The organism is Streptomyces sp. SP17BM10, assembly GCF_036322405.1.
In the GTDB taxonomy this organism is placed as follows: domain Bacteria; phylum Actinomycetota; class Actinomycetes; order Streptomycetales; family Streptomycetaceae; genus Kitasatospora.
Map to the genome: position 1 here is coordinate 224,563 of NZ_JAQYXB010000588.1, position 22,974 is coordinate 247,536.

Genomic DNA, 22,974 nt, shown 5'->3' on the forward strand with positions numbered 1-22,974 from the left:
CGCTCTAACGCTCGGGGACTTCCAGCACGGCGAGCACCGGCAGGTGGTCGGTCGCGGCCCGCAGGTCCGCCTCCGTGACGCCCGGCAGCCCGTGCGGCACGCCGCAGGCGAGCACGGTGATCCCGGGCGTGGCGAAGACGGCGTCGATCCGCTGGTAGGGGCGCTCCGGGACGGACGTGAACTCGCCGCCCCAGGGCGCCGTGACGTGCCCGTCCTGGAGCCGCGAGGCCAGCAGCCGCCATCCCCTGCCGTCCGGGTGCTCGTTGAAGTCGCCCGCGATGACGCCGAGTTCGGCGATCCCGAGCTGGTCGAGCAGCAGCTCGAACTGCCCGTACCGCTCGTCGGCGTCCAGGCTCAGGTGACAGCTGGTGACGCTGAACGGCGCCGAACCGGGCAGCCGCAGCAGGGCGGTGGCGAAGCCGCGGGCGTGCAGGCCCCGGGTCTTCGGCAGGAAGCGGTCGTACACGCCGAGCACCTCGACGGCACCGGGCCGGCCGAGGAGCAGCGGCCCGGCCGCCCTCCGGCCGCCGCCGGCGAGGACGGTCGTCCCGGTGCGGCGCGCCAGCCAGGCGGCCTGGCCCCCGGGGCGCCAGTAGCGCGGCGACTCCTGGACGCAGACGACGTCCGGCCCGCACGCCCGGATCACCCGGACGAGTGCTTCGCGGTCGTCGCGCAGCGAGCGGACGTTGTAGCCGAGCAGCCGCAGTCGACGCGGGCCTGGCCCGGGCAGCGGTGCGATGGGTGCCGTCGTCATGTTCCTCCCCGTCCGTGATCGGTGGGACCGACCGTACGGCAGCCCCGGGACGTGCGACGGCGGCGGCGCGTCCGGAGTCGGTCGGGGTCCGGTCGCACCGCCGCCGGCGGGCTTCTTCGTCTTCTCCGGGGGTGGGTCAGACGGTGCGGGCGAGGTCGGCCGCGCCGGCGATGCCGGCGGCCGAGCCCATCGACGCGAGGACGACCTCGGCGCGCGGGCGGTGCACGCCGCCGGTCAGGTAGTGCTCGAAGGCCTTGGCGACCGGGTCGAGCAGCAGGCGTCCGGAGTCGGAGACGCCGCCGCCGAGGACGAAGACACCCGGGTCGAAGAGCGCGGCGAGGTCGGCCATGCCGCGGCCCAGCCAGTCGGCGAGCTCGGCGTAGCACTCCAGCGCGAGCGGGTCGCCCGCCTCGGCGGCCTCGGTGATGTGGATGCCGCGGATGGTCTCGGCGACTCCGTCGTTGAGCTCCAGCATCCGCTTGCCGCGGACCGGGTCGGCGGCGGCCTTCTCCCGGCCGTAGCGGCGCAGCGAGCGCCCGGAGCCGTACTGCTCCCAGCAGCCCTTGCCGCCGCAGCCGCAGGGCAGGCCGTCGGGGACCATGTTGAGGTGGCCGATCTCGCCGGCCACGCCGAAGCGGCCGCGGTGCAGCCGGCCGTCCAGGACGATGCCGCCGCCGATCCCGGTGCCGACGGTGATCAGGACCATGTCCTCGTGGTCGGCGGCGGCGCCGAAGCGGAACTCGGCCCAGGCGGCGCAGTTGGCGTCGTTCTCGACGACGGCGTCGAGGCCGGTGAGCTCCTCGATCCGGCCGCGCAGCGGCTCGTTCTCCCAGTCGATGTTGGGCGCGAAGATCACGGTCGAGCGGTTGCGGTCGACGAAGCCGGGGGCGCCGACGCCGACGGCGGTGACGTCGGGGTGCTGCTCCTTGAGTTCGCGCACGGCCTGCGCGATGGCGTCGACGGCCCACTGGGGGTCGGCCGGGGTGGGCACCCTGGTCCTGGCGAGGATCGTGCCCGCCTCGTCGACCACACCTGCCGCGATCTTGGTCCCGCCGACATCGACGCCGATGGTCAGAGCCATGTGTCCCTCAGCTATTCACTCGTTCCCGCTGGACGGAACGGTACCGCCCAAACACGCCCTCGTACACAGCCTCGCATACATTAGCCGAAGACAATCCTGGACCAACCGGGCCGGGACGCTTCAAAAGTCTTACGAATACTCCTGGTTCGTCACGCAGAGGGGTGCGGCTGTCACCCTTCTGGGGTTACGGATTCACTGCTTGGTGGACGGCTCGTCGGGGGTGTCGAGGTCGATCCGCTCGGTGGCGGCGGCGTCGCCCGCGGTCCAGCGGCGCTCGTGGCCGGCCACGGCGGCGCGATAGGCGGCCAGCAGCTCGGCGCCGGCGGCGGCGAGCCCGGAACCGGCTGCGGCGAGGTGCCCGTACACCTCGGGCTTCTGCTCGCGCAGCCGGTCGGCGAAGCCGGCCAGGGTGATCAGGGTGTCGGCGCCCGCCTCCTGGGCCTTCTGGCCGACGGCGTCGGCGAAGCGGCGCACCTCGTCCACCAGCGGACCGAGCTCCGGGCCGAAGGGGTGGGCCTGCGCGTCCTCGGAGCCGCCCGCAGCACCGCCCGTGCCCGCGCCCCTCGGCCCGTCCGTCGACTCGTTCCCGGGCTCGTCCGTCGGCTCGGTGCGGTCGGTACTGGTCATCGCGGGGCCTCCTCTGCTGCGGCCGCGCCCGCGGCCACCGGCCACCGACGCTACCCGAGGCGCGGCGCGGCCCCGCCCTGCAGGAGTCGGTCAGCCCCGGGGCCAGAGCGCCGGGTCGGGCGCGAACCGCACCGTGAGCACCCCGTCGGTCAGCCCCGCGCCCGCGACGGTGCAGCGGCGCAGCGCCGACGGCAGGGAGAGCACCCGGCGGTGGGCACCGAGGCCGACCACCAGCTCGTCGCCGCGGCGCACGAGGTCGAGGTCGGCGCGCTCGGCGCCCGGCAGCGCGAGGTGCCACGCCAGCAGGCCCTCCTCGGCGAGCCGGTCCTCGACCGGCCAGGGCTCGGCGGCGAGCGGCTCGGGGCCGGGTCCGTCCCCGTAGAGGCGGTCGGCGACGGCCTCCAGGGTCACGTCGGCCAGGCCGGTGACGAGGACCGGGGAGTCACTCGCCGCGGTCAGCGCGGCCAGCTCCTCGCGCCGGCGGCCGGCCAGCGCCGCCAGCCACGGGTCGGGCGAGTCCAGCGCGGCGTCCGGCAACGCGCCGTGCAGCACGAGGGCGTCCGGCCGGTGCCCGTGCAGGGCCAGGCCGGCGCGGATCCGGCGCAGGTCGTCGAACGGGTGGCCGTCGGCCGACACGACCAGCCGGACGCTGGTGCCGGGCGAGGTGATCGCGGCCCGGGACTCGGCGAGCACGCCGGCGGCCTTGCCGCGGCTCTCGTACAGCCAGTCGGCGGGCATGGGGACACCGGCCAGCCCGGCCAGCAGCGGGCGCAGCGCCCGGGCGGCCTGGCGCTGCTCGGGGACCAGCCGGTCCAGGTAGCGCTCCAGTTGCTCGGGCAGGGCGAGGGCGCCGATCAGCTCGGCGGGCGGCGGGGCGAGCACGACCAGGACGTCCCCGTCGGCGGCGGGCAGGGCGCGCAGCAGGGCGATCCGGGCGATGCCGGGCAGGGCGGTGAGCTCCTCGGGGTCGAGCGGCTCGGCGCCGAGCAGGTCGAGGGCGGGCTTGAGGCGGCCGGCGATCTCGCTGAGGGCGTGCCGGAAGGCGGCCTGCTCGTCGATCCGGGAGACGGTCAGGCCGGGCGCGTAGCCCAGCGGTTCGGGTTCCAGGCGGACGCCGAGCACGGAGTCCAGCGCCCGGTGCGGGTCGTCGGCGGCCAGCAGCCAGACCCGACGGCCGTCGCGGGCGGCGTGCAGGGCGGTGGCGGCGGCCACCGCGGGCGCGCCCGCGTCGCCGCTGACCAGGATGGTGCGTGTCGCCGTCATGCCGTCGGGCCCCGTTCCGCGCCGTCAGCCCTGGGCGGGCTTCTTGCCGCCGCCGTCCTCGACGCGCTTCTTCAGGCCGGCCAGCGCGCGGTCGATGATGACCTTCTCGGCCTTGCGCTTGATCATGCCCAGCATCGGGATCTTGACGTCCACGGCGAGCTGGTACGTGACCTCGGTGCGGTCAGCGCCGAGCGGAGCGAGGGTGTAGGAGCCGTCGAGGGAGCGGAGCATCTGGCTGCGCACGAGGGTCCAGCTCACCTCGCGGTCGCCGTCCCAGGTGTAGGCGAGGACGTGCTCGTCACGGATGGCACCGGCGTCGAGCAGCAGGCGGACCTTCGAGGCGCGGCCGTCCTCGGCGGCCTCCAGGACCTCGATCTCCTTGACCTCGCCGGTCCAGGCCGGGTAGGCGGCGAAGTCGGCGATCACGGCCATGACCGTGGCCGGGGTCGCGTCGATGGTGATGCTCGACCTGGTGTGCTCCGCCATGGAATGGCCCTCCGACTCAGTCCCTCTGCCTGCCGCTCCGGTCGAGGCGTGCTCGCCCGGGTGCGCCCGGAGCAGGCTATCGCGACCGGCGATCGGCTCGGCCGCGCGGGCACCGGGCGGCGGACGCCGGGCGAGCGCGGGCACCCGGCGGGGGCGCATGTTACCGGCCGGTCGCCCGGCCCTGTCGTAGGGTGCCAGTCGAACGACCCGGTCACGGCCTGGTCCGACCCGGCCGGGTGTGACACTTCGAACACCGGGGCCGACCCCCCTGGTCGAAGCTGCCTACCGGGCAGTAACGTCCTGCCGTCCCGCAGCGTCGCGAACGAGGAGCAGTCTTGCTCGACTTCAGCCTTCCGGCCCTCTACCAGGTACCGAGCGGCGGTAACCTCTCCGACCTCGTGCACCAGAACGCCGAGCGGCACCCGGACGTCGTGGTGCTCAGCCGGAAGGTGGACGGCCACTGGCAGGAGTTGACCTCGGCCCAGTTCCTGGTCGAGGTGCACGCGGCCGCGAAGGGCCTGATCGCCTCGGGCATCCGGCCCGGCGACCGGGTGGGCATCATGTCCCGCACGCGGTACGAGTGGACGCTGCTGGACTTCGCGATCTGGACGGCCGGCGCGATCACCGTGCCGGTGTACGAGACCTCCTCCGCCGAGCAGGTCGAGTGGATCCTCGGCGACTCCGGCGCGGTCGCCGTCTTCGCCGAGACCGACCAGCACCTCGAGGTGGTCGAGGAGGTCCGCGGCCGGCTGCCGGAGCTGGCGCACGTCTGGCAGATCGAGGGCGGCGCGGTCGCCGCGCTGGCCGCGGCGGGCGAGGACGTCGCGGACGCGACCGTCCAAGAGCGCCGCGCGAGCGCCACCGAGGACTCGATCGCCACCATCGTCTACACCTCGGGCACCACCGGCCGCCCGAAGGGCTGTCAGCTGACGCACGGCAACTTCCTGGCCGAGTGCGGCAACGTCGTCGAGCGACTCGCCCCGCTGTTCCGCACCGGTGAGAGCTCGGTCCTGCTGTTCCTCCCGCTGGCCCACGTGCTCGGCCGGATCGTCGAGATCGCCCCGGCGATGGCCCCGATCAAGCTGGGCCACGTCTCCGACATCAAGGACGTCACCGCCGAGCTGGCCTCCTTCCGCCCGACCCTCATCCTCGGCGTGCCGCGGGTGTTCGAGAAGGTCTACAACACCGCCCGCGCCAAGGCCCAGGCCGACGGCAAGGGCAAGATCTTCGACAAGGCCGCCGCGACCGCGATCGCCTACAGCCGCGCCCTGGACGCCGGGGGCGCCGGCCTCGGCCTGCGGATCAAGCACGCGGTCTTCGACAAGCTGGTGTACAGCAAGCTGCGCGCCGCCCTCGGCGGCCGGGCCACCCACGCCATCTCCGGCGGCGCCCCGCTCGGCGAGCGCCTCGGCCACTTCTACCGCGGCATCGGCTTCACCGTCCTGGAGGGCTACGGTCTGACCGAGACCTGCGCGGCCACCGCCTTCAACCCGTGGGACAAGCCGAAGATCGGCACGGTCGGCCAGCCGGTGCCCGGCGCCTCGGTGCGGATCGCCGAGGACGGCGAGGTCTTCTTCAAGGGCCCGCACGTCTTCACCGGCTACTGGAACAACCCGCAGGCGACCGCCGACAGCCTCAAGGACGGCTGGATGGCCACCGGAGACCTGGGCTCGCTGGACTCCGAGGGCTACCTGACCATCACCGGCCGCAAGAAGGAGATCATCGTCACGGCGGGCGGCAAGAACGTCGCCCCGGCGGTGATCGAGGACCGGATCCGGGCGCACGCGCTGGTCGGCGAGGTCATGGTGGTCGGCGACCGCAAGCCCTTCATCGGCTGCCTGATCACCGTCGACCCGGACTTCTTCCCCAAGTGGAAGGAGCTCAACGGCAAGCCCGCCACCGCGACGGTCGCCGAGCTGCGCGAGGACCCCCAGCTGCTGGCCGCGCTCCAGGCCGCCGTCGACGACGGCAACGCGGCCGTCTCGCACGCCGAGGCGGTCAAGAAGTTCCGCCTGCTGGACACCGAGTTCTCCGAGGAGAGCGGCCACCTGACGCCGTCCCTGAAGCTCAAGCGCAACGTCGTCCTGAAGGACTTCGCGGCCGACGTCGAGGCGATCTACCAGAAGTAGCCGCCCCGGACGCGCGAACGGGCCCGCCTCCTCGACGAGGAGGCGGGCCCGTCGCGTCCGTACGGCTACACCGCGAGCAGCGAGGTCAGCCGCCCGGCCAGCAGGTCCCAGCGCCAGGAGCGCTCCACCCAGCGCCGCCCGGCCTCGCCCATCCGCCGCCGCAGTTCTCCGTCGTGCAGCAGCCGGACGATCCGCTCGGCCGCCGCCGACGCCGAGCCGCCGGGCACGACGTAGCCGGTTTCGCCCTCCAGCACCGCGTCCGGCGCACCGCCGGAGTCGCCGGCCACGACGGGCAGACCGGTCGCCGAGGCCTCCAGGTAGACGATGCCGAGGCCCTCGACGTCGAGCCCGCCGCGCCGCGTGCGGCAGGGCATCGCGAAGACGTCCCCGGCGCCGTAGTGCGCGGGCAGCTCCTCCCACGGCACCGAGCCGGTGAAGCGCACCGAGGCGCGCACGCCCTTCGCGTCGGCGAGCTTCTCCAGGTCCGCCCGGTAGGGGCCGCCGCCGACGATCAGCAGCACGGCGTCCGGCACGTCGGCGAGGATCTGCGGCATCGCCTCGATCAGGGTGTCCTGGCCCTTGCGCGGCACCAGGCGCGAGACGCACACCACGACCGGCCGGTCCGCCAGCCCCAGCCGGCGGCGCACCCCGGCGCCCCCGGAGTCCGGGTGGAACGTCGTCTCGTCCACGCCCGGCGGCAGCTGCACCATCCGGCCCGCGGCCTCCGGCCCCACCGCACCCGCGATCCGGGAGCGGGTGTACTCACCCAGGTACGTCAGCACGTCGGTGCCCGCGCCGATCCGGCGCAGCAGCTGCCGGGCGGCCGGCAGCTGGGCCCAGGCGGCCTCGTGCCCGTGCGTCATCCCCAGCAGTCGCCCGGCCCCGGCCCGGCGCAGCGTCGGTGCCATCAGGCCGAGCGGCGCGGCGGCGCCGAACCAGACCGAGTCGCACTTCTCCGCGCGGAGGATCTCGGCGGCCCGCCGGGTGACCCGCGGTGTGGGAACCATCACCTTCGTCCGGTCCCGGATCACCGGGAACGGCTGCTCGGCGTCGAAGCGCGCGACCTCGGTGCCGTCGCGCCAGGTCGAGGCGTACACCACGATGCTCCCGGCGGGCTGACGGACGGCCATGTTGTGCACGAAGGCCTGGATGCCGCCGGGTCGCGGCGGGAAGTCGTTGGTGACGATCAAGGTTCTGTGCATCAGGCCACGGCTCGCTCGGTCGGGGGGTGCTCGGTGTACCACTGGGTGATCCGTACGATAGGTCAACACCATGACCCGCCGGGAACGGAACCGCGCACGGCAACCGTTCCACTCCCGGGTCAGTCCTAGTACCTGAGCCGCTGAGGACGGCGGCCCGGGCGTCCGTCGCGCGACGCCTCCGGTGGGGACGTCCGAGACGAACGAGGGAGCGCTGTGGAGCTGGCCCCGGCCACCGAGACCGGTACTTCCCGTGCCCGCGCGGGCCGCCCGCTCGGGGCGCTGGCGGCACTCGTCGCCACCTGGGCGGTGACCCGGACGCTGCTGGTGCTGTTCGTCACCGGCGTGCTGCGCTCGCCGGGCGGGGACGTCACGGCGGACGTCTGGATGATCTACCACGCCTGGTACGGCGTCCTGCAGACCGGCACCTTCCCCTTCGACGACGTCACCTGGCAGTACCCGCCCGGCGCCGCCCTGGTGATCCTGCTGCCCGGCCTGCTGCCGTGGTCGTACGTGGTCTCGTTCTGGGTGATCTGCGGGGTCGCCGACGCCCTCGCGATGGCCCTGCTGGTCCGCACCGGCCTGCGCCGGGGCCGGGTGCTGACCGGCGCCTGGCTGTGGGTGGTGGCCGTGCCGCTGCTCGGCCCGATGATCTACAACCGCTTCGACATCATCGTCACCGCGATCGCGGTGGCCGGCCTGCTGGCGCTGATCCGCCGTCCGGCCGTCGGCGGGATGCTGCTGGGCCTCGGCGGGATCGTCAAGATCTGGCCGCTGCTCGGCCTGATCGGCACCCCCTCCGGGCGCCGCACGCACCGCTCCTGGACGCTCGCGGCGGCCACCGCCGTCTCGCTGGGCTTCCTGCTGGCCGCCGGGATGAACGGCGCCTTCGGTTTCCTGGCGTTCCAGAAGGACCGCGGCATCGAGGTCGAGTCGCTCGGCGCGCTGCCGCTGCACTACGCGCGGATCGCGGGCGCCTGGAACGGCCGGGTGACGATGAACTACGGCTCGGCCGAGATGCTCGGGCCGTGGGTCAGCGTCGTCAGCAAGGTCATGATGGCCGGCACCGTGCTGGGCTTCGCGTGGCTGCTGCTCTGGCGCTACACCGCCAAGCGCCGCAACGCGGCCACCATGTACGACGCGGCGCTGACCGCGCTGCTGATCTTCACCGTCACCAGCCGGGTGATCAGCCCGCAGTACCTGGTCTGGCTGATCGGCGTCGCGGCGGTCTGCCTGACCGTGCGGGGCAGCAGCCAGCGGCCGGTGGCGCTGCTGATCCTGCTCGCGGCGCCGCTGACGCTGGTCGAGTTCCCGCTGATGTTCACCCAGGTCCTCGCGAGCGACCCGCTGGCCATCACCGTCCTGTCCGCGCGCAACCTGCTCCTGCTGGCGGCGACGGTCCTGTCCTGCGTCCGCCTCTGGCGCTCCACGCGCGGCGCGGACCGGCTGCCGCCGACCGTCGTGCTGGCGCAGCCGGAGCCCGTCCCGGCCGGCTCCTACCCGGTCCGTCCGGGCATCGCCTACGAGCAGGACCTGCTCGACGGGATCGACCGCCCCAACACCCCGGCCGGGCGCTAACCCTTCAGGGCGGCCACCTCGCCCGTCCACAGCTTCGTGAACGCGTCCGTGCCGAGGCCCAGTTCGGCCCGGAACAGTCGGTCCATCCGCTGGTCGCGGTCCTCTCCCGCGCCGTCCGCGGCGCCCACCGCCCGGTAGAACGCGACCAGGCGGTCGGCGCCGAAGCGGTCGGCGATCAGCCGACAGGCGAGCCAGGCCTGCTCGTAGGCCTGCGCGATGCCGGTGGAGCCCGCGGCGAAGTCGCGGTCGGCGGGCAGCGCCGTCGCCACCTTCCCGGCGGCCACGTCCCGGGCCAGCTCCGGGGCGATCTGGCGGGGCGTGCGGCCGGAGTCGCGGTAGGCCGTCCAGTCGGCGACGCCCTCGGAGAGCCACAGCGGTGTCCAGGCCCGGGTGTCGGCCCGGGTCGCGACGTGGGTGGTCTCGTGGGTGACGACCACCTGGCGGCCGAAGTCGCTAAGCCGCCCGAACGCCTCGGGGTTGATCAGCACCCGGTCGGCCGGGGTGTGCGAGGGCGCGCCGGGGGCGGCCACGGTGACCGCCGCCATGCCCGTCCAGCCGGCCGGGTCGGCCTCCAGCAGGCGGGCGAACTGCGGCTCGGTGGCGGGCAGTTCGAGCAGCAGCCGGCCCGCCCAGCCATTGCCCCAGACCGCGCTCACCGCAGGGACGGCACGGTCGCCGATCGCGACCAGCCCGGCCGGGTCAGGTCCGGCGGCGAGGCCGAGCACCAGGCACTGCGCGCCGCGTGCGGACCGTCCCGGCCCGAAGTCCCAGAGCGCCGGCGGCCCGCTCTCGGGGTCCTCCCGCTCGACCCGCCAGCCGTCGGCCTTCGTCAGCGTGAGACGGCGGGGGTGGACGGTGGGGTACTCGTCGTAGCCGGTGACCCGGACGTCCAGGTCGGCCGAGGCGGTCAGCCGCCCGGGGCCCGCGCCCGGGGAGAGGACGAGGTTGCGGTAGTCGGCGGTCAGCGGCAGGCCGGTGGTCGCCGGCAGCTCGCGCGCCCGTTCGGCCAGCACCGCCGCCACCTCGCTTCGCCCGTCCGTCCCGGCGGGGCCCCGGCCGGGCGCCGCGGGGGCGACGGGCGGCAGCGACAGCTGCGTCAGCCCTCCGGCGGCGAGCAGCAGGGCGCCGCGCCGGGACAGCGTGCCGGGCCGTATCGCGTCCGGTCCGGACGGGGTCGGGCTCAGAGCCGGACCACCCCGGAGACGGGCATCGCGTTGACGCTCTCGTACCGCACCCGGGCCCCCGGGTACGGGGCGTGCACGATCACCCCACCGCCGGCGTACATGCCGACGTGGTGCATGTCCCGGTAGAAGATCACCAGGTCTCCCGGTCGCGCTTCGGACAGGCTCACCCGCTGGCCGGCGTAGGCCTGGGCCTGCGAGGTGCGCGGCAGGCTCACTCCGGCCTGCCGCCAGCTGTAGTACATCAGACCGGAACAGTCGAACGCGTGGGGGCCGGTGGAACCGTAGACGTACGGCGACCCGATCATCCGCACCGCCGCCGCGAGCGCCGCCGCCCCGCGCTCGGAGGCGGGCGGGGTGGTGCCGAGGTCCAGCCGGTCGGTGCCGCGGGTGGCGCGCTGCTCGGCCTCCTGGGCGTCCTGCGCGACCATCCGGGAGCGCTCGGCGACGCCCAGGCTGTTGAGCAGCCGCTGGGCCTTGGCCAGCCGCTGCTGGATCTCCTGCTTGCTGTCGGCGAGCGTGCGGCGGGCCTGGTCCAGCTCGGAGAGCTTGGCGGCGGTCTCGGCGCGGCGCTGGTCGAGCCGGCGCTGACGGGCCACCAACTCGTGCAGCGTCTCGTTCTGCCGTTCGGTCGCCTGGTCGAGGGCCCGGGCGCGGGCGAGGTAGCCCTCCGGGTCGGTGGCGAGCATCAGCTGGACGGTCTGCGCCATGCCGCCGGAGCGGTACTCGGCACCCGCCACGGTGGCGAGGTCGCCGCGCAGCTGGTTGAGCTGGTCCTGGGCGACGGCGATCTCGCCCTGGAGGACGGTGGTCTCGCCCTGGAGCCGCTGCTGGGCCTCCTGCGCGGCGTTGTACTTCTCCGACGCCTGTTCGGCCTCGTTGTACAGCTGCTCGACCTGCGCCTTGACGTCCTTGCGGCTGGGCGCGTCCGGGGCGCCGGGGGCGGCCTGGGCAGTGCCGCCCGTGGTGACGCCGAGGGCGGTGGCGGCGGCCGCGGTCAGCACCAGCGCACGGGCGAGCAGTTGGGAACGGCGGTGCACGGGCATGGCGGCGGCTCCTCCAATCCTGCGGACCGGTCCCGCCGCCGCACCCAAGCGGGCGGTCCTGGAGCGGGAGTCCGGTGGCAGACGTTAGCGAGTCCGGGCAACCGAGTCCAAACCCCTCCCAACCCGAATATTCGGCCTCCAATCGGACATGCGCCCGACGAAAGGAAACGCCGCAGGCCCGGCCCTCCGGGGAGGAGGGCCGGGCCTGCGGGAAGCCGAGCGGGGGATCAGACCCGCACGATGACCGAGAGCGGCATGTTGGAGACCGCCTCGTAGCGGACGCTCGCGCCCGGCTTGGGCGCGTGCAGCACCTGGCCGTTGCCGGCGTAGATGCCGACGTGGTGGGCGTCGCTGAAGAAGATCAGCAGGTCGCCGGGCTGGGCCTGGGAGAGGTCCGTGCCGAGGCGGGTGCCGGCGTTGGCCTGCTCCTGCGAAGTGCGCGGCAGCGAGACGCCGGCCTGGTCGAACGCCCAGACCATCAGGCCCGAGCAGTCGAAGGAGTTCGGGCCGGTGGCGGCCCAGACGTACGGACTGCCGATCTTGGTGGCCGCGTAGGACAGCGCGGCCGCACCGCGCGAGCTGCCCGGCGCCGGCGGCTTGGCGACCGGCGAGGACGACGGGGCCGAGCCGAGGTCGGTGCGGCTGCTGTCGCGGGAGGCGCGGTCGGCGGCGGCCTGCTGGGCCTTCGCGGCGTCGGCCTTGGCCTTGGCGTCGGCGGCGGCCTTCTCCTCGGCCGCCTTGATGGCCTGGCGCTCCTGCTCGGACAGCGTGTTGAAGAGGTCCTGGGCGGCCTTCAGCTTCGCCTGGATCTGCTCCTTGGACGCCTTCAGCTGCTGGGTGGTCGCGTCCAGCTCTGCGAGCTTGCCCTGGGCCTCGTTGCGGTCCTGGTCCAGCTTGCGCTGCTGGTCCTGGAGCTCCTTCAGCTGCCCCTTCTGGGTGCTGCCGGCCTGGTTCAGGGCGTCGGCCTGGCTGAGGAAGTTGTCCGGCTTGGACGAGAACATCAGCTGGACGGTCGGGGATATGCCCCCGTTGCGGTACTGCTCGCCGGCGATCTGGGCGAGGCCGCCCTGGAGGTCGGTCACCTGCTCCTGCTGGCGGGCCACCTGGTCCTGCAGACCGGAGACCTGCTTCTGCAGCTCCTGCTGCTTGGCCTGGGCGGCGTTGTACTGCTCGGTCGCCACCTCGGCCTGCTCGTTGAGCTGGTCGACCTGCTCCTTGACCTGGTCCTTGGTCGGCGTCGGGTCGGCGTGGGCGCCGGACTGCGCGGAGAGGGCGACGGCTGCGGCGGCGACACCGGTCAGGAACGAGACTCGGGCACGACCGGCGGGCTTGGGACGACGATGGGACGCCACGAAGGCGGACTCCTTCTTCCTACGTCCGCCTACCGGGTGAGCTGACGGGTTCGGGCCGGAAGCATGCCCTACGACGCCTCACGGCCGTTCCACCGGCCGACCTGGCGCCGATTCACCCCGGAGGAACGTGGTTCCCCGGCTCCGCTCCACAGCGCCCAACCACTGGGCTCCCCTGTCGGACGGTCGCTTCGACGCGTCCCGCTGCTTCACGAACTCGGCGGGAACCACCGCCGCCACCCTGGCTGGGCGATCGACAGTGCGGTGGTTCGGGGCACGACCCTAGTAACTGAACCGTGATCGGTTCAAATCCTTGTCAGAAAAAAGGCGGAAGAATATCCAAGTTCTTTTGTGAAGATGACAGAAGGTGATCGCAGCAGTACGCAAGGCTGATCACTTGTCACGCGGACCCGGGGAAACGCGCACAAGCGAACGCGCCACCCCCGTTCGGGAGGTGGCGCGGATCACAGGGCCTTCGCACCGGCCCCCGGCGTGTCGGAGGGTCAGACCCGGCGGATCGTGTTGATCGGCATCGCGTCGGCCTTCATCACCTTGACCACGTCACCGGTGTGCGGCGCGTGCACCACCATGCCGTTGCCGATGTACATCCCGACGTGGTGCATGTCGGGACCGTAGATCACCAGGTCACCGGGCTGGGCCTGGTCCAGCGAGGGCACCCGGGTGCCATAGTGGCCCTGCTCCTGCGAGGTGCGCGGGAGCGAGACGCCGGCCTGGCCGTACGCCCAGACCATCAGGCCCGAGCAGTCGAAGGTGGTCGAGCCGGTGGCACCCCACACGTACGGCGAGCCCTGCTTGCCCATCGCCTTGGCCACGGCCACGGCCGCGTAGCCACTGGCCGGCGGCAGGTTGCTGAGGTCGACCCGGTCGGTGCCGCGCGAGGCACGGTCGTCCTGGGCCTGCTGGGCCTTCAGCGCGGCGCGCTCGGAGGCGCTGAGCGAGTTGAGGAGGTCCTGGGCGGCCTTGAGCTTGGCGTTGACGTCCGCCTTGGCCTGGTTCAGGTCCTTGGTGGTGGAGTCCAGGGAGGCCAGCACCGCGGCGGCCTCGGCCTTCTCCTGGTCCAGGCGGCGCTGCTGGTCCAGCAGGCCCTTGAGCGCGTCGGTCTCGGTGGCGCTGGCCTGCTGGACGCTGGAGGCCTTGTCCAGGTAGCCGGACGGGTCCGAGGAGAGCATCAGCTGGACGGACGGGTCGATGCCGCCGGTGCGGTACTGCTCGCCCGCCACGCCGGCGAGGCCGGTCTGAAGCTGGGTCATCTGCTCCTGGCCGCGGGCCACCTGGTCCTGGAGCTGGTCGGCCTGCTTGCGCAGCTGGTCGGCCCGCTCCTTGGCGCCGTTGTACTTCTCGGCCGCCTGCTCCTGCTCCTGCTGCAGTTCGTCGATCTGCGCCTTGACGTCCGTCTTGTTCGGCTGCGGCGCGGCGTGCGCGGCCACCTGGGCGGAGAGCGCGACCGCGGTCGCAGCGGCGGCGGTGAGCACGGAGACCCGCGCGCGGCTCGGCTGCTTGGGACGGCGGTGGGAGGCCAAGGGACCGGCTCCTTCTTCCATGGACTCATGGACTCACCGGTTCGGGTGAGAAATCCGGAAAATAGGTTTGACGCCAGACCCTAGTGAAGATCCAGGCGTTACGCCACTCCCCCGAAGGCGTGAACTCCGGGCCCCCACGCCGCTTCACCGAATCCGCACATCACCGCAAACCGGACGCTGACCAGCCGTCATCACCATCGGCATGGAATCAGGGCCGCGCCAGCCGGTTCAGCAGTAGAACCGAGGCGACCGGGCGCGCGCCGGCCTTCCGCACGCCCTCCGCGACCTCCCGGTCCGCGGAGACCACCACGACCGGACGGCCCTGCGGCTCGGCCCGCACCAGGCGCCTGATCAGCTCGTCCGCCGTCTCGCCGGTCCGGCTGAAGCGCACCCGGACCCCGCGCGGCGGCGCCATGATCACCGGGACGTCCAGGTCCTGCCCGTCGAACACGCATGTGACCTCCGCCTGCGTGCGCTGGGCCAGCATCGCCAGCCCGCCCAGCAGCCGCAGCCGCTGCTGCTCCAGCGGCAGCGTCGGGTAGCCGGTCTTCGTCACGTTGTAGCCGTCCACCACCAGGTGCACCTGCGGGATCGCCAGCAGCTGGTCCAGCAGCGCCGGATCGTCCTCCGCCAGCCCGCGCCGGGCCACGTCGTGCGGCGAGGCCGAGCCCGGCACCACCGCCTCCACCAGGTCCGCCGGGCGGATCTGCGACACCGGCAGGGCCAGCTCGCGCTGCAACCCCTGCGCCGACTGCAGCACGGTGTCCAGCAGCAGTCGCAGCCGCATGTCCTCCACGCTGCGCCCCTCGCGGGCCGAGCGCCGCCCCTGCTCGGCGGCCGTCTCCAGCTCGCCGACGCGGTGCCGCAGCCGCCGCGCCTCGCTCTCGGCCGCACTGCGCTCGATCGCCGCCTGCGCGCGCAGCGCCTCCAGCTCGCCGGTCACCCGCCGCGTCTCGGCCTGCGCCCGGCGGGTGTCGCTCTCCAGCGAACGCACCTTCTTGCGCAGCGAGTCGGCCTCCCGCCGGACGTCCTCGGACTCGGCCCGCTGCCGGTCCAGGTCCGCGCGGGCCGCGGCCCGCACCTCGGCCAGCTCGGCCTGCAACTTCTCCACCAGCCGGGCCGCCTCCGCGGCCGCGCCCTCGGCGCCGGCCCGCTCGGCCTCCTCACCGGCCTCGGCGACCAGCCGGCTCCAGCCCGCCGAGCGCACCAGGTAGGCGGCGGCCGCGACGTCCATCGGATCGGCGGCGCCGGGGACGCTGCCCGACTCCAGCGCCTTCACCAGGTCCGGCTGGCCCAGCCGCAGCCGCTCCGCTATCCGCACCCGGAAGGCCGGCTCCGACTCCAGCGCCGCCGCGATCGCCGTGGCCGCGTACTTGGCCCGCCGGGCCGGGGTGAACTTGGCGTACTGACGCAGGCTCTGCGGCAGCTCGCCGGACGGCAACCCGCCGAGCGCGTCCGCGGCCAGGCCGACCACGCGCCGGCGCACGCCCTCCGGCAGCGGCCGGTCGAGCTTCTCGACGGGACGGCCGGCCCCCGGCTCCGCGGCGGCACCGGACGCAGTGGCACCGTCGACGACCCCCGCCGCCCCGGCGGCCGGCTCCGCAGCGGGCTGCCCCTGCGGTCCGGCGGGCTCCCTCGCTGCGTCCACCACGTCCTCGGCTCCGATCCTGGTCCAACGGGGGCGGCCCCGCGGCCGCCGTCCCTGTCGTCACGCTCCGTGCGTTCTGTCTGTATTGTCCCGTGCGGCGGACGGCCCTGCCGTGCACCGTCCGCCGCACCGGCGGGGCATCAGGCCTGCTCGGCCTCGGCCGCCGCGTCCTGCGCGCCCGGGCGGGCGACCAGCTCGACCTGGTCCACCGCGTTGCACCAGCGGCAGCGCACCGTCTCGACCGTCTCGCTCAGGACTTCGGTCTCCTCGACCTTGGACTCACCGGCCAGGTCGAAGTGCAGGAACTCGGTGACCCGCGCGGTGCGGGTCACGTCGAAGCGGGTGAGGTTGCCGCACAGGGTGCAGCGCCAACGCGTCTCGGCGGTCAGGGCGGGGACGGTCATCGGGGGTCCTCTCGGGTGTTCCCTGGGTGGGCTAGGCGCTCCCCCCGGAGCCCCGGCATCGGCGGCGGGAGGCGGGAATGCCCGCCCCAAGCCTATTGCCTGGGGCAACCGTCGCGGCCACCGGTTCGGGCGATCGGAACCGCTGGAGCGGGCCTGCCCGCCCTAGTCCACCTGCCGTACAGCGCGGTGTCACGGACGGCCTTCGGAGGGATGCTTGGGCGCATGGCGCTCGCGGCTCCCGGCCACACCGACACGCGGGACGGCGGCCCCGCGGTGCCCGCCCCGGCGGTCACCTACGCCCTGATCGCGATCAACACGCTGGTCTTCCTGCTCGGCCCGGCCGCCGGACTCAACCCCCTGTACGGCACCGGGCAGGCCCGGGTCTGCGCCGAGCAGCGCTACGAGCAGCGCTGGGGCGCCGTCCCCGCGGAGCTCCTGGCCGGGCGGCCGCTGACAGCCGAACAACTCGCCGAGGCCCCGGACCCGGTCCCGGGCTGTCCGGCCGCAGCCACCCCGGGCAAGCGCCCGGCCGTCTCCGTCCTCACCGGTCTCTTCCTGCACGCCGGCTGGCTGCACCTGGCGGGAAACCTGCTCTTCCTCCACGTCTTCGGCCCCACCGTCGAACGGCGCGTCGGCCGGGCCCGTTTCCTCCTCTTCTACCTGGCCGCCGGGAGCCTCGCGACGTATGGCTTCGCCCTCGCCGAGGCGCACTCGGCGGACTCCACCCGCGTCCTGATCGGAGCCTCCGGCGCGATCTCCGCCGTCCTGGGCGCCTACCTGCGCTTCCACCCGCGCGCCCGGGTGACGACGCTCGTCCCGCTGCTGCTCTTCCTGCCGCTGCGGTTCCCGGCCTGGCTGGTGCTGGGCCTCTGGTTCGCCCTGCAGTGGTGGTCGGTGCACTCGGCCGGGCCGGGGGTCGCCTACCTGGTCCACGTGATCGGCTTCTGCGCCGGGTTCCTCTACGCCTGCACCGTCGTCGGCCACCGCCCGAGACGACCCGGCTGAGGCCCGATACGCTGGCGCCACCCCACGAAGGAGCCGGAACAGTGATCACCGCCATCGTCCTGATCAAGACCAGTGTCGACCGCATCCCGGAGATCGCCGAGGCCATCGCCTCCATCGAGGGGGTCAGCGAGGTGTACTCGGTGACCGGCGGCTACGACCTGGTCGCGATGGTGCGGGTGCGCAAGCACGACGACCTGGCCGACGTCATCCCCGGCCGGCTGAACAAGGTCCCGGGCGTGGCGCACACCGAGACCCAGATCGCCTTCCGCACCTACTCCCAGCACGACCTGGAGGCCGCGTTCGCGCTCGGCCTGGACGAGTAGCCCTCAGCCCTCGCGACGGGTGTCGGCCACGCAACGGCCGCCCTCGTTGCGGTAGTTCCACGCCGCGCCGTCCGTGACCAGCTCGCGGACGGCGGTCAGGAACCGGTCGACGTGCTCGTCCGGGGTCCCGGCGCCGAAGCTGACCCGGATCGCGTTCAGGCTGCGCTCGCCCGGCAGCGACGGCTCCGGCGCGCCGCACTCGGAGACAGGACTCGGCGCGACGTCCTCGTCGCCGAGCAGCGTGCGCACCAGCGGGTGCGCACAGAACAGCCCGTCGCGCACGCCGATGCCGTACTCGGCGGAGAGCGCGGCCGAGAAGTGCGAGCTGTTCCAGCCCCGGACGACGAAGGACAGCACGCCCACCCGCGCCACGCTTGGGGCGTCACCGGTGGGGCCGAACAGGTTCAGCACCTTGACCTGCGGGATCTCCGCCAGCCCGGCCGTCAGCCGGGCGATCAGCGCCCGCTCACGGGCCTCCAGCGCATCGAAGCCGGCCTCGCTCAGCGCCCGGCAGGCGGAGGCGATGGCGTAGGCGCCGATGACGTTCGGCGAGCCGGCCTCGTGCCGGGCCGGGCCGGTGTGCCACTGGACGGCCACCGAGCCGTCGGCCTCCCGGGCCACCGTGCGGGTCGCGCCGCCGCCGGCCAGGTACGGCTCGGCCGCGTCCAGCCAGTCCGCCCGGCCGGCCAGCACGCCGGCGCCGAACGGCGCGTAGATCTTGTGGCCGGAGAAGGCGATCCAGTCGACGTCCAGCTCGGACACCGAGACCCGGTGGTGCGGGGCGAGCTGCGCGGCGTCCAGCACCACCCGGGCGCCGTGCCGGTGCGCGGTCGCGGTCAGCTCGGCGACCGGCCACAGCTCGCCGGTGACGTTCGAGGCGCCGGTGACGCACAGCAGCTTCGGGCCCTCGGGCGCCCCGGCCAGCGCGGTGTCGAGCGCGGCGACGGCTTCGGCGTACGAGCGGGGGGCGCGCAGGTAGGTGACGTCCAGCCCGGCGTGGGCCCAGGGCAGCAGCGAGGCGTGGTGCTCGGTCTCGAAGGCGAACACCCGGGTGCCGGCCGGCAGCGCGGCGGCGAGCAGGTTGAGCGAGTCGGTGGTGGCCCGGGTGAAGACCACCTGGTCGCCCTCGCGCAGGTCGAGGAACTCGCCGACGGTCCGGCGGCTCTGCTCGAACAGGTCGGTGGACAGTTGCGAGAGGTACCCGGCGCCGCGGTGGACGCTGCCGTAGTACGGGGCGTACGCGGCGACGTCGTCCCACACCCGCTGAAGCGCCGGCGAGCTGGCCGCGTAGTCGAGCGCCGCATAGCCGACCTTCTCGCCGTTGGCGAGCGGCACCTGGACGTCGTGGCCGAGGACGGCGAGGGGGGCGCAGACTCCCGCGGGGAGGTGCCCCGCGGAGCGCGCCGAGTGAAGGGTGGTGGCGGGAGACGGGTGGGCGACGGACATGAGGATGCACTCCTTCGGGGGTCGAGGGACCCCGGGAGTGCTAGTCGTCGGGCGTCCGCGCTTGCCTCGCGGACGGTTCGCCGCGCGGCCCGGTCCTCACCCAGGGCACCCCGCCACGGACGGAGGGTTGCCGGACAGCAAGCTGGGGCTTGTCGCTGTCACTCATGACCTGGCCAAGACTCTAGGTCGCGTCCGCCGGGTGGTCAAACAGGCATCCACCATCCGGACAGCCGAAGGGGCCCGCGGCAGCGATCCGCCGCGAGCCCCCAACTCGCCCGTCAGCCCCGGGCGGTGGCCTCCGACCAGCGCCGCAGCAGTTCCTGCGCCGCGCCCGAGTCCACGGCCGCCGCCGCCCGTTCCATGCCGGCCGCCAGCTGCTCGGCGAGCGGCGCGTCCGTCAGGTCCAGCGCCACCAGCGCCGCCGCCGTGTTGAGCAGGACGGCGTCCCGCACCGGCCCGCGCTCCCCGGCCAGCAGCCGGCGCGCGACCTCGGCGTTGTAGGAGGCGTCCGCCCCGCGCAGCGCCTCGATGCCGACGAGCTCGATGCCGACGTCCCGCGGGTCGAAGGCGGTCTCGGTGACGATCCCGTCCCGCACGATCCACACCCGCGACGTCGTCGTGACGGTGAGCTCGTCCAGGCCGTCGTCGCCGCGGAACACCAGCGCCTTGGAGCCGCGCCGGGCGAGCACGCCCGCGATGAGCCCGGCGAGCCGGGTGTCGAAGCAGCCGACGGCGTGCGAGGTGACCTTGGCCGGGTTGGTCAGCGGACCGAGGATGTTGAACGCGGTCGGCACCCCGAGGTCGCGCCGCGCGGTGGCGGCGTGCCGCATCGACGGGTGGAACTTCGCCGCGAAACAGAAGGTGAGCCCGATCTCGTCGGCCACCTCGGCCACCCGCCGGGCCGAGAGGTCGAGGGCGACGCCGAGCTTCTCCAGCACGTCGGACGAGCCGCTGGCCGAGGAGGACGCCCGGTTGCCGTGCTTGACCACCTTGGCGCCGGCCGCCGCCGCGACGATCGCGGACATCGTGGAGATGTTGACGGTCTTGGCGCGGTCGCCGCCGGTGCCGACGATGTCCACCGCCGGGCCCGGGATGTCCAGCGGCTCGGCGTGCGCGTACATCGCGTCCACCAGACCGCTGATCTCGTCGACCGTCTCGCCCTTGGCCCGCAGCGCCACCATGAACCCGGCGACCTGGACGGGGGACGCCTCGCCGCTCATGATCCGGTCCATCGCCCACGCGGTGGCCGAGCGGTCGAGGTCCTCCCCCTTCAACAGCGCCGCCAGGAGGTCCGGCCAGGTGCGGACCGCCTGCGCGGGGTCGGTACCACCGTTCGCAGGGTTCACGTTCACCATGGCTGACTCCAGCTGTGTCGGTTCCCCGATGGGGACGTCCGTACGGATGGAGTCAGCCTATCGAGCGGTGGGGTACCTCCGGCCTTGTCTTCTCTAGTACTGAGACGACGCCGCTCAGCGCGTCGCGGGGGCCCGCTTGGCCAGGCGTGCCCGCAGCAGCGTGGCCACCGCCCCGGCCAGCGCGACCGGGTCCACCGGGTGCGAGATCGCCGCGTCGGCCCGGCTCCAGGCGGCCAGCCAGGAGTCCTGCGGCCGGCCGATCAGCACCAGCACCGGCGGGCAGCCGTAGATCTCGTCCTTGAGCTGCCGCCCGAGCCCGAGCCCACCGGCCGGCACCGCCTCGCCGTCCAGGACGCAGAGGTCCACGCCCCCCTTCTCCAGCGCCCGCAGCACCGCGGGGGTGGTCGCGCACTCCAGGTAGGACAACTCCGGCAGATCCTCGGCGGGCCGGCGGCCGAGCGCCGTCAGCACCTGCTCGCGGGTGTTGCGGTCGTCGCTGTAGACGAGGACGGTGAGCGTCTCATCGGTCGTGTACGCCATTGACCCTGCTCCCTCAAGTGTGATCCGGACCACGTTCGCCTGCCCCGGATGCTACTCCGGATCACCCCCGGCCGAGCCCCCTCCCGCGCGCGTTCCTCCTCAAGGCGCCGCGCCCGGGGCTCACCCGCCCGGAGGACGCCCCGTCACCCGGACCCGCGCAGTCCACCCGGACGGCCGACAGCCGGCCCGCTCCCCTACCTCCCGGCACTGCGCCGGCCGTGGATGGACACGCTGGGCAACGGGGTCACGGGGGCCTCCGAGGAACCGTCAGAAAAGGGACACGCCGCTGCTCAGGCACCGTCCGGACACCCGACCGCCCCCCAAGGGGGCATACCGCACGCACCGGACACTCCGAGGGAGACCCCCCGGCGTGAAGACGGAATAAGGGACCGACATAATGTCCGTCGTGGCGACAGCAACAGCAGTAGAAACCGGGCACGCGCACGGATCGGTCAACCGGCCGAACATGGTCAGCGTCGGAACGATCGTCTGGCTCAGTTCCGAGTTGATGTTCTTCGCGGCCCTCTTCGCGATGTACTTCACGCTCCGCTCCGTCAAGGGGCCGGAGTTCTGGACCGAGAAGGCGCACGCCCTCAACGTGCCCTTCTCCTCGGTCAACACCACGATCCTGGTGCTCTCCTCGCTCACCTGCCAGCTCGGCGTGTTCGCCGCCGAGCGCGGGGACGTGAAGAAGCTCCGCTCGTGGTTCGTCATCACCTTCGTGATGGGCGCGATCTTCATCGGCGGTCAGATCTTCGAGTACACCGAGCTGGTCAAGAAGGACGGCCTCTCGCTGTCCTCCGACCCGTACGGCACGGTGTTCTACCTGACCACCGGCTTCCACGGTCTGCACGTGACGGGTGGTCTGATCGCCTTCCTGCTGGTCCTGGGACGGACGTACGCAGCCAAGCGCTTCACGCACGAGCAGGCCACCGCCGCCATCGTGGTGTCGTACTACTGGCACTTCGTCGACGTCGTGTGGATCGGCCTGTTCGCGACCATCTACCTGATCAAGTAACCAGCTGATCAGGTCGCTGGCCACCGGCTGCGGCCCCCGCCCTCACCGGCGCAGGGCCGCTTCTGCCGGTGCCGACGCTCCCACCGACCGACCGCGCGCGCAGCCCTTGCCGGGCAGCCTCGTGCCGGCCAGACCGGCAGCCGGGTGCACCCACCAGTCGACCAGATCCTGACACCGGGGTTATTCCGTGAAAAAGCTCTCCGCACGACGGCGCCACCCATTGGCGGCGCTGGTCGTCCTACTTCTCGCCCTGGCGGCAACCGGGGGGCTGTACGCCGTGTTCGCGCCCGCCGACAAGGCGCAGGCCGACGTCGCCGCGCAGTCGCTCGCGATCGACGAGGGTAAGAAGCTCTTCGCCGTCGGCTGCTCCTCCTGCCACGGCCTGAACGGCCAGGGCAGCAGCGACGGCCCGAGCCTGGTCGGCGTCGGCTCCGCCGCCGTCGACTTCCAGGTCGCCACCGGCCGCATGCCGGCCCAGCAGCCCGGCGCGCAGGTCCCGCGCAAGAAGAACATCTACTCGCAGGCGGAGATCGACCAGCTCGCCGCCTTCGTGGCCTCGCTCGGCCCCGGCCCGGTGACGCCGACCCAGGAGCAGTACACCTCGACCAACCCCGAGGACATCTCCAAGGGTGGCGAGCTGTTCCGCACCAACTGCGCCCAGTGCCACAACTTCGCCGGCCAGGGTGGTGCCCTGACCAAGGGCAAGTACGCGCCGTCGCTGGAGGGCGTGGACGCCAAGCACATCTACGAGGCCATGCAGACCGGCCCGCAGAACATGCCGTCCTTCCCGGACACCACCATGCCCGAGGAGCAGAAGAAGCAGATCGTGGCCTTCGTCCGCCACACCACCAACGATGAGCCCAACCCCGGCGGTCTCACGCTCGGCAGCCTCGGTCCGGTGACCGAGGGCCTGTTCGGCTGGATCTTCGGTCTCGGCGTGCTCATCGCGGTCGCGATCTGGGTCGCCGCCCACACCACCAAGGCCAAGAAGTCATGAGCCA

At 73.3% G+C, this 22,974-nt stretch carries 21 protein-coding genes and 2 riboswitches; of the genes, 6 read left to right on the forward strand and 15 right to left on the reverse strand.

Translation table 11 applies throughout. The annotated features are described in order from the left end of the window. Positions 1-4: 4 nt before the first annotated feature. From PUR71_RS19850 to PUR71_RS19870, 5 genes are all read right to left on the reverse strand, one after another. Positions 5-754: an endonuclease/exonuclease/phosphatase family protein gene (locus PUR71_RS19850; protein ID WP_329928376.1), complete on the reverse strand. Its 750-nt coding sequence runs from the start codon at positions 752-754 to the stop codon at positions 5-7. A 136-nt stretch (positions 755-890) separates the two neighbouring features. Further along, positions 891-1,835 carry an ROK family glucokinase gene (locus PUR71_RS19855; protein WP_329928377.1) on the reverse strand — a complete coding sequence of 315 codons (945 nt, stop codon included), beginning with the start codon at positions 1,833-1,835 and terminating at the stop codon, positions 891-893. A 192-nt stretch (positions 1,836-2,027) separates the two neighbouring features. After that, a complete protein-coding gene (locus PUR71_RS19860) occupies positions 2,028-2,462 on the reverse strand; it encodes a DUF5304 family protein (RefSeq protein ID WP_329928378.1) in 435 nt (144 codons plus the stop codon). Between the two features lie 90 nt (positions 2,463-2,552). Beyond that, positions 2,553-3,725, reverse strand: a complete 1,173-nt coding sequence (locus PUR71_RS19865) for an ArsA family ATPase (protein WP_329928379.1) — start codon at positions 3,723-3,725, stop codon at positions 2,553-2,555. A 24-nt stretch (positions 3,726-3,749) separates the two neighbouring features. After that, the gene (locus PUR71_RS19870) at positions 3,750-4,211 is read right to left on the reverse strand and encodes an SRPBCC family protein (protein WP_329928380.1); all 462 of its coding nucleotides are present in this window, start codon (positions 4,209-4,211) and stop codon (positions 3,750-3,752) included. A gap of 335 nt (positions 4,212-4,546) precedes the next feature. Here PUR71_RS19870 and PUR71_RS19875 point away from each other — a divergent pair, with 335 nt between their 5' ends. After that, entirely contained in the window at positions 4,547-6,340 is a 1,794-nt protein-coding gene (locus PUR71_RS19875) for an AMP-dependent synthetase/ligase (RefSeq protein ID WP_329928381.1), read from the forward strand. Between the two features lie 65 nt (positions 6,341-6,405). Here the strand turns inward: PUR71_RS19875 and PUR71_RS19880 are convergent, their stop codons facing one another. After that, complete coding sequence (locus PUR71_RS19880; protein ID WP_329928382.1) at positions 6,406-7,542, reverse strand: glycosyltransferase family 4 protein; 1,137 nt, start codon at positions 7,540-7,542, stop codon at positions 6,406-6,408. 213 nt (positions 7,543-7,755) lie between these two features. Here PUR71_RS19880 and PUR71_RS19885 point away from each other — a divergent pair, with 213 nt between their 5' ends. Next, entirely contained in the window at positions 7,756-9,117 is a 1,362-nt protein-coding gene (locus tag PUR71_RS19885; RefSeq protein WP_329928383.1) for a glycosyltransferase family 87 protein, read from the forward strand. Here the strand turns inward: PUR71_RS19885 and PUR71_RS19890 are convergent. The 6 genes from PUR71_RS19890 to PUR71_RS19915 form a co-directional block, all read right to left on the reverse strand. Beyond that, the gene (locus tag PUR71_RS19890; RefSeq protein WP_329928384.1) at positions 9,114-10,130 is read right to left on the reverse strand and encodes a hypothetical protein; all 1,017 of its coding nucleotides are present in this window, start codon (positions 10,128-10,130) and stop codon (positions 9,114-9,116) included. The genes PUR71_RS19885 and PUR71_RS19890 overlap by 4 nt on opposite strands. Before the next feature lie 167 nt (positions 10,131-10,297). Next, the gene (locus tag PUR71_RS19895) at positions 10,298-11,344 is read right to left on the reverse strand and encodes a C40 family peptidase (protein ID WP_329928385.1); all 1,047 of its coding nucleotides are present in this window, start codon (positions 11,342-11,344) and stop codon (positions 10,298-10,300) included. A 227-nt stretch (positions 11,345-11,571) separates the two neighbouring features. Then, positions 11,572-12,696 (reverse strand): NlpC/P60 family protein, encoded by a 1,125-nt coding sequence (locus PUR71_RS19900; protein ID WP_329928386.1) that lies wholly within the window; start codon positions 12,694-12,696, stop codon positions 11,572-11,574. A 10-nt stretch (positions 12,697-12,706) separates the two neighbouring features. After that, a riboswitch (cyclic di-AMP (ydaO/yuaA leader) is annotated at positions 12,707-12,860 on the reverse strand. Positions 12,861-13,196: 336 nt separating this feature from the next. Further along, positions 13,197-14,234 carry a C40 family peptidase gene (locus PUR71_RS19905; RefSeq protein ID WP_329928387.1) on the reverse strand — a complete coding sequence of 346 codons (1,038 nt, stop codon included), beginning with the start codon at positions 14,232-14,234 and terminating at the stop codon, positions 13,197-13,199. Between the two features lie 208 nt (positions 14,235-14,442). Then, positions 14,443-15,885: an NYN domain-containing protein gene (locus PUR71_RS19910; RefSeq protein WP_329928388.1), complete on the reverse strand. Its 1,443-nt coding sequence runs from the start codon at positions 15,883-15,885 to the stop codon at positions 14,443-14,445. 137 nt (positions 15,886-16,022) lie between these two features. Next, on the reverse strand, positions 16,023-16,286 hold the full coding sequence (locus tag PUR71_RS19915; protein WP_329928389.1) for a hypothetical protein: 264 nt from the start codon (positions 16,284-16,286) through the stop codon (positions 16,023-16,025). Positions 16,287-16,508: 222 nt separating this feature from the next. Here PUR71_RS19915 and PUR71_RS19920 point away from each other — a divergent pair, with 222 nt between their 5' ends. Then, positions 16,509-17,291: a rhomboid family intramembrane serine protease gene (locus tag PUR71_RS19920; protein ID WP_329928390.1), complete on the forward strand. Its 783-nt coding sequence runs from the start codon at positions 16,509-16,511 to the stop codon at positions 17,289-17,291. Between the two features lie 41 nt (positions 17,292-17,332). Continuing rightward, complete coding sequence (locus PUR71_RS19925) at positions 17,333-17,614, forward strand: Lrp/AsnC family transcriptional regulator (protein ID WP_329928391.1); 282 nt, start codon at positions 17,333-17,335, stop codon at positions 17,612-17,614. Between the two features lie 3 nt (positions 17,615-17,617). Here the strand turns inward: PUR71_RS19925 and PUR71_RS19930 are convergent, their stop codons facing one another. The 3 genes from PUR71_RS19930 to PUR71_RS19940 form a co-directional block, all read right to left on the reverse strand. Further along, complete coding sequence (locus tag PUR71_RS19930; RefSeq protein WP_329928392.1) at positions 17,618-19,060, reverse strand: aminotransferase class V-fold PLP-dependent enzyme; 1,443 nt, start codon at positions 19,058-19,060, stop codon at positions 17,618-17,620. Between the two features lie 52 nt (positions 19,061-19,112). After that, positions 19,113-19,230, reverse strand: a riboswitch (SAM riboswitch). Between the two features lie 108 nt (positions 19,231-19,338). Continuing rightward, complete coding sequence (gene trpD, locus PUR71_RS19935; RefSeq protein WP_329928393.1) at positions 19,339-20,415, reverse strand: anthranilate phosphoribosyltransferase; 1,077 nt, start codon at positions 20,413-20,415, stop codon at positions 19,339-19,341. A gap of 114 nt (positions 20,416-20,529) precedes the next feature. Then, positions 20,530-20,955, reverse strand: coding sequence for a hypothetical protein (locus PUR71_RS19940; RefSeq protein WP_329928394.1), 426 nt, complete (start codon positions 20,953-20,955; stop codon positions 20,530-20,532). Between the two features lie 397 nt (positions 20,956-21,352). On the opposite strand from PUR71_RS19940, the gene ctaE reads away from it, so the two are divergent. Together ctaE and qcrC are read left to right on the forward strand one after the other, a co-directional pair. Then, positions 21,353-21,973, forward strand: a complete 621-nt coding sequence (gene ctaE / locus PUR71_RS19945) for an aa3-type cytochrome oxidase subunit III (RefSeq protein WP_030301107.1) — start codon at positions 21,353-21,355, stop codon at positions 21,971-21,973. 187 nt (positions 21,974-22,160) lie between these two features. After that, on the forward strand, positions 22,161-22,970 hold the full coding sequence (gene qcrC / locus PUR71_RS19950; protein ID WP_329928395.1) for a cytochrome bc1 complex diheme cytochrome c subunit: 810 nt from the start codon (positions 22,161-22,163) through the stop codon (positions 22,968-22,970). Positions 22,971-22,974 lie beyond the last annotated feature (4 nt).

Excerpts from the sequence above, each read along its gene's own strand:
- trpD (WP_329928393.1), bottom strand. The coding sequence starts at position 20,415 with ATGGTGAACGTGAACCCTGCGAACGGTGGTACCGACCCCGCGCAGGCG.
- PUR71_RS19855 (WP_329928377.1), bottom strand. The coding sequence starts at position 1,835 with ATGGCTCTGACCATCGGCGTCGATGTCGGCGGGACCAAGATCGCGGCA.
- PUR71_RS19930 (WP_329928392.1), bottom strand. The coding sequence starts at position 19,060 with ATGTCCGTCGCCCACCCGTCTCCCGCCACCACCCTTCACTCGGCGCGC.
- PUR71_RS19920 (WP_329928390.1), top strand. The coding sequence starts at position 16,509 with ATGGCGCTCGCGGCTCCCGGCCACACCGACACGCGGGACGGCGGCCCC.
- PUR71_RS19870 (WP_329928380.1), bottom strand. The coding sequence starts at position 4,211 with ATGGCGGAGCACACCAGGTCGAGCATCACCATCGACGCGACCCCGGCC.
- PUR71_RS19860 (WP_329928378.1), bottom strand. The coding sequence starts at position 2,462 with ATGACCAGTACCGACCGCACCGAGCCGACGGACGAGCCCGGGAACGAG.
- ctaE (WP_030301107.1), top strand. The coding sequence starts at position 21,353 with ATGTCCGTCGTGGCGACAGCAACAGCAGTAGAAACCGGGCACGCGCAC.
- PUR71_RS19940 (WP_329928394.1), bottom strand. The coding sequence starts at position 20,955 with ATGGCGTACACGACCGATGAGACGCTCACCGTCCTCGTCTACAGCGAC.
- PUR71_RS19880 (WP_329928382.1), bottom strand. The coding sequence starts at position 7,542 with ATGCACAGAACCTTGATCGTCACCAACGACTTCCCGCCGCGACCCGGC.
- PUR71_RS19915 (WP_329928389.1), bottom strand. The coding sequence starts at position 16,286 with ATGACCGTCCCCGCCCTGACCGCCGAGACGCGTTGGCGCTGCACCCTG.
- PUR71_RS19895 (WP_329928385.1), bottom strand. The coding sequence starts at position 11,344 with ATGCCCGTGCACCGCCGTTCCCAACTGCTCGCCCGTGCGCTGGTGCTG.
- PUR71_RS19865 (WP_329928379.1), bottom strand. The coding sequence starts at position 3,725 with ATGACGGCGACACGCACCATCCTGGTCAGCGGCGACGCGGGCGCGCCC.
- PUR71_RS19850 (WP_329928376.1), bottom strand. The coding sequence starts at position 754 with ATGACGACGGCACCCATCGCACCGCTGCCCGGGCCAGGCCCGCGTCGA.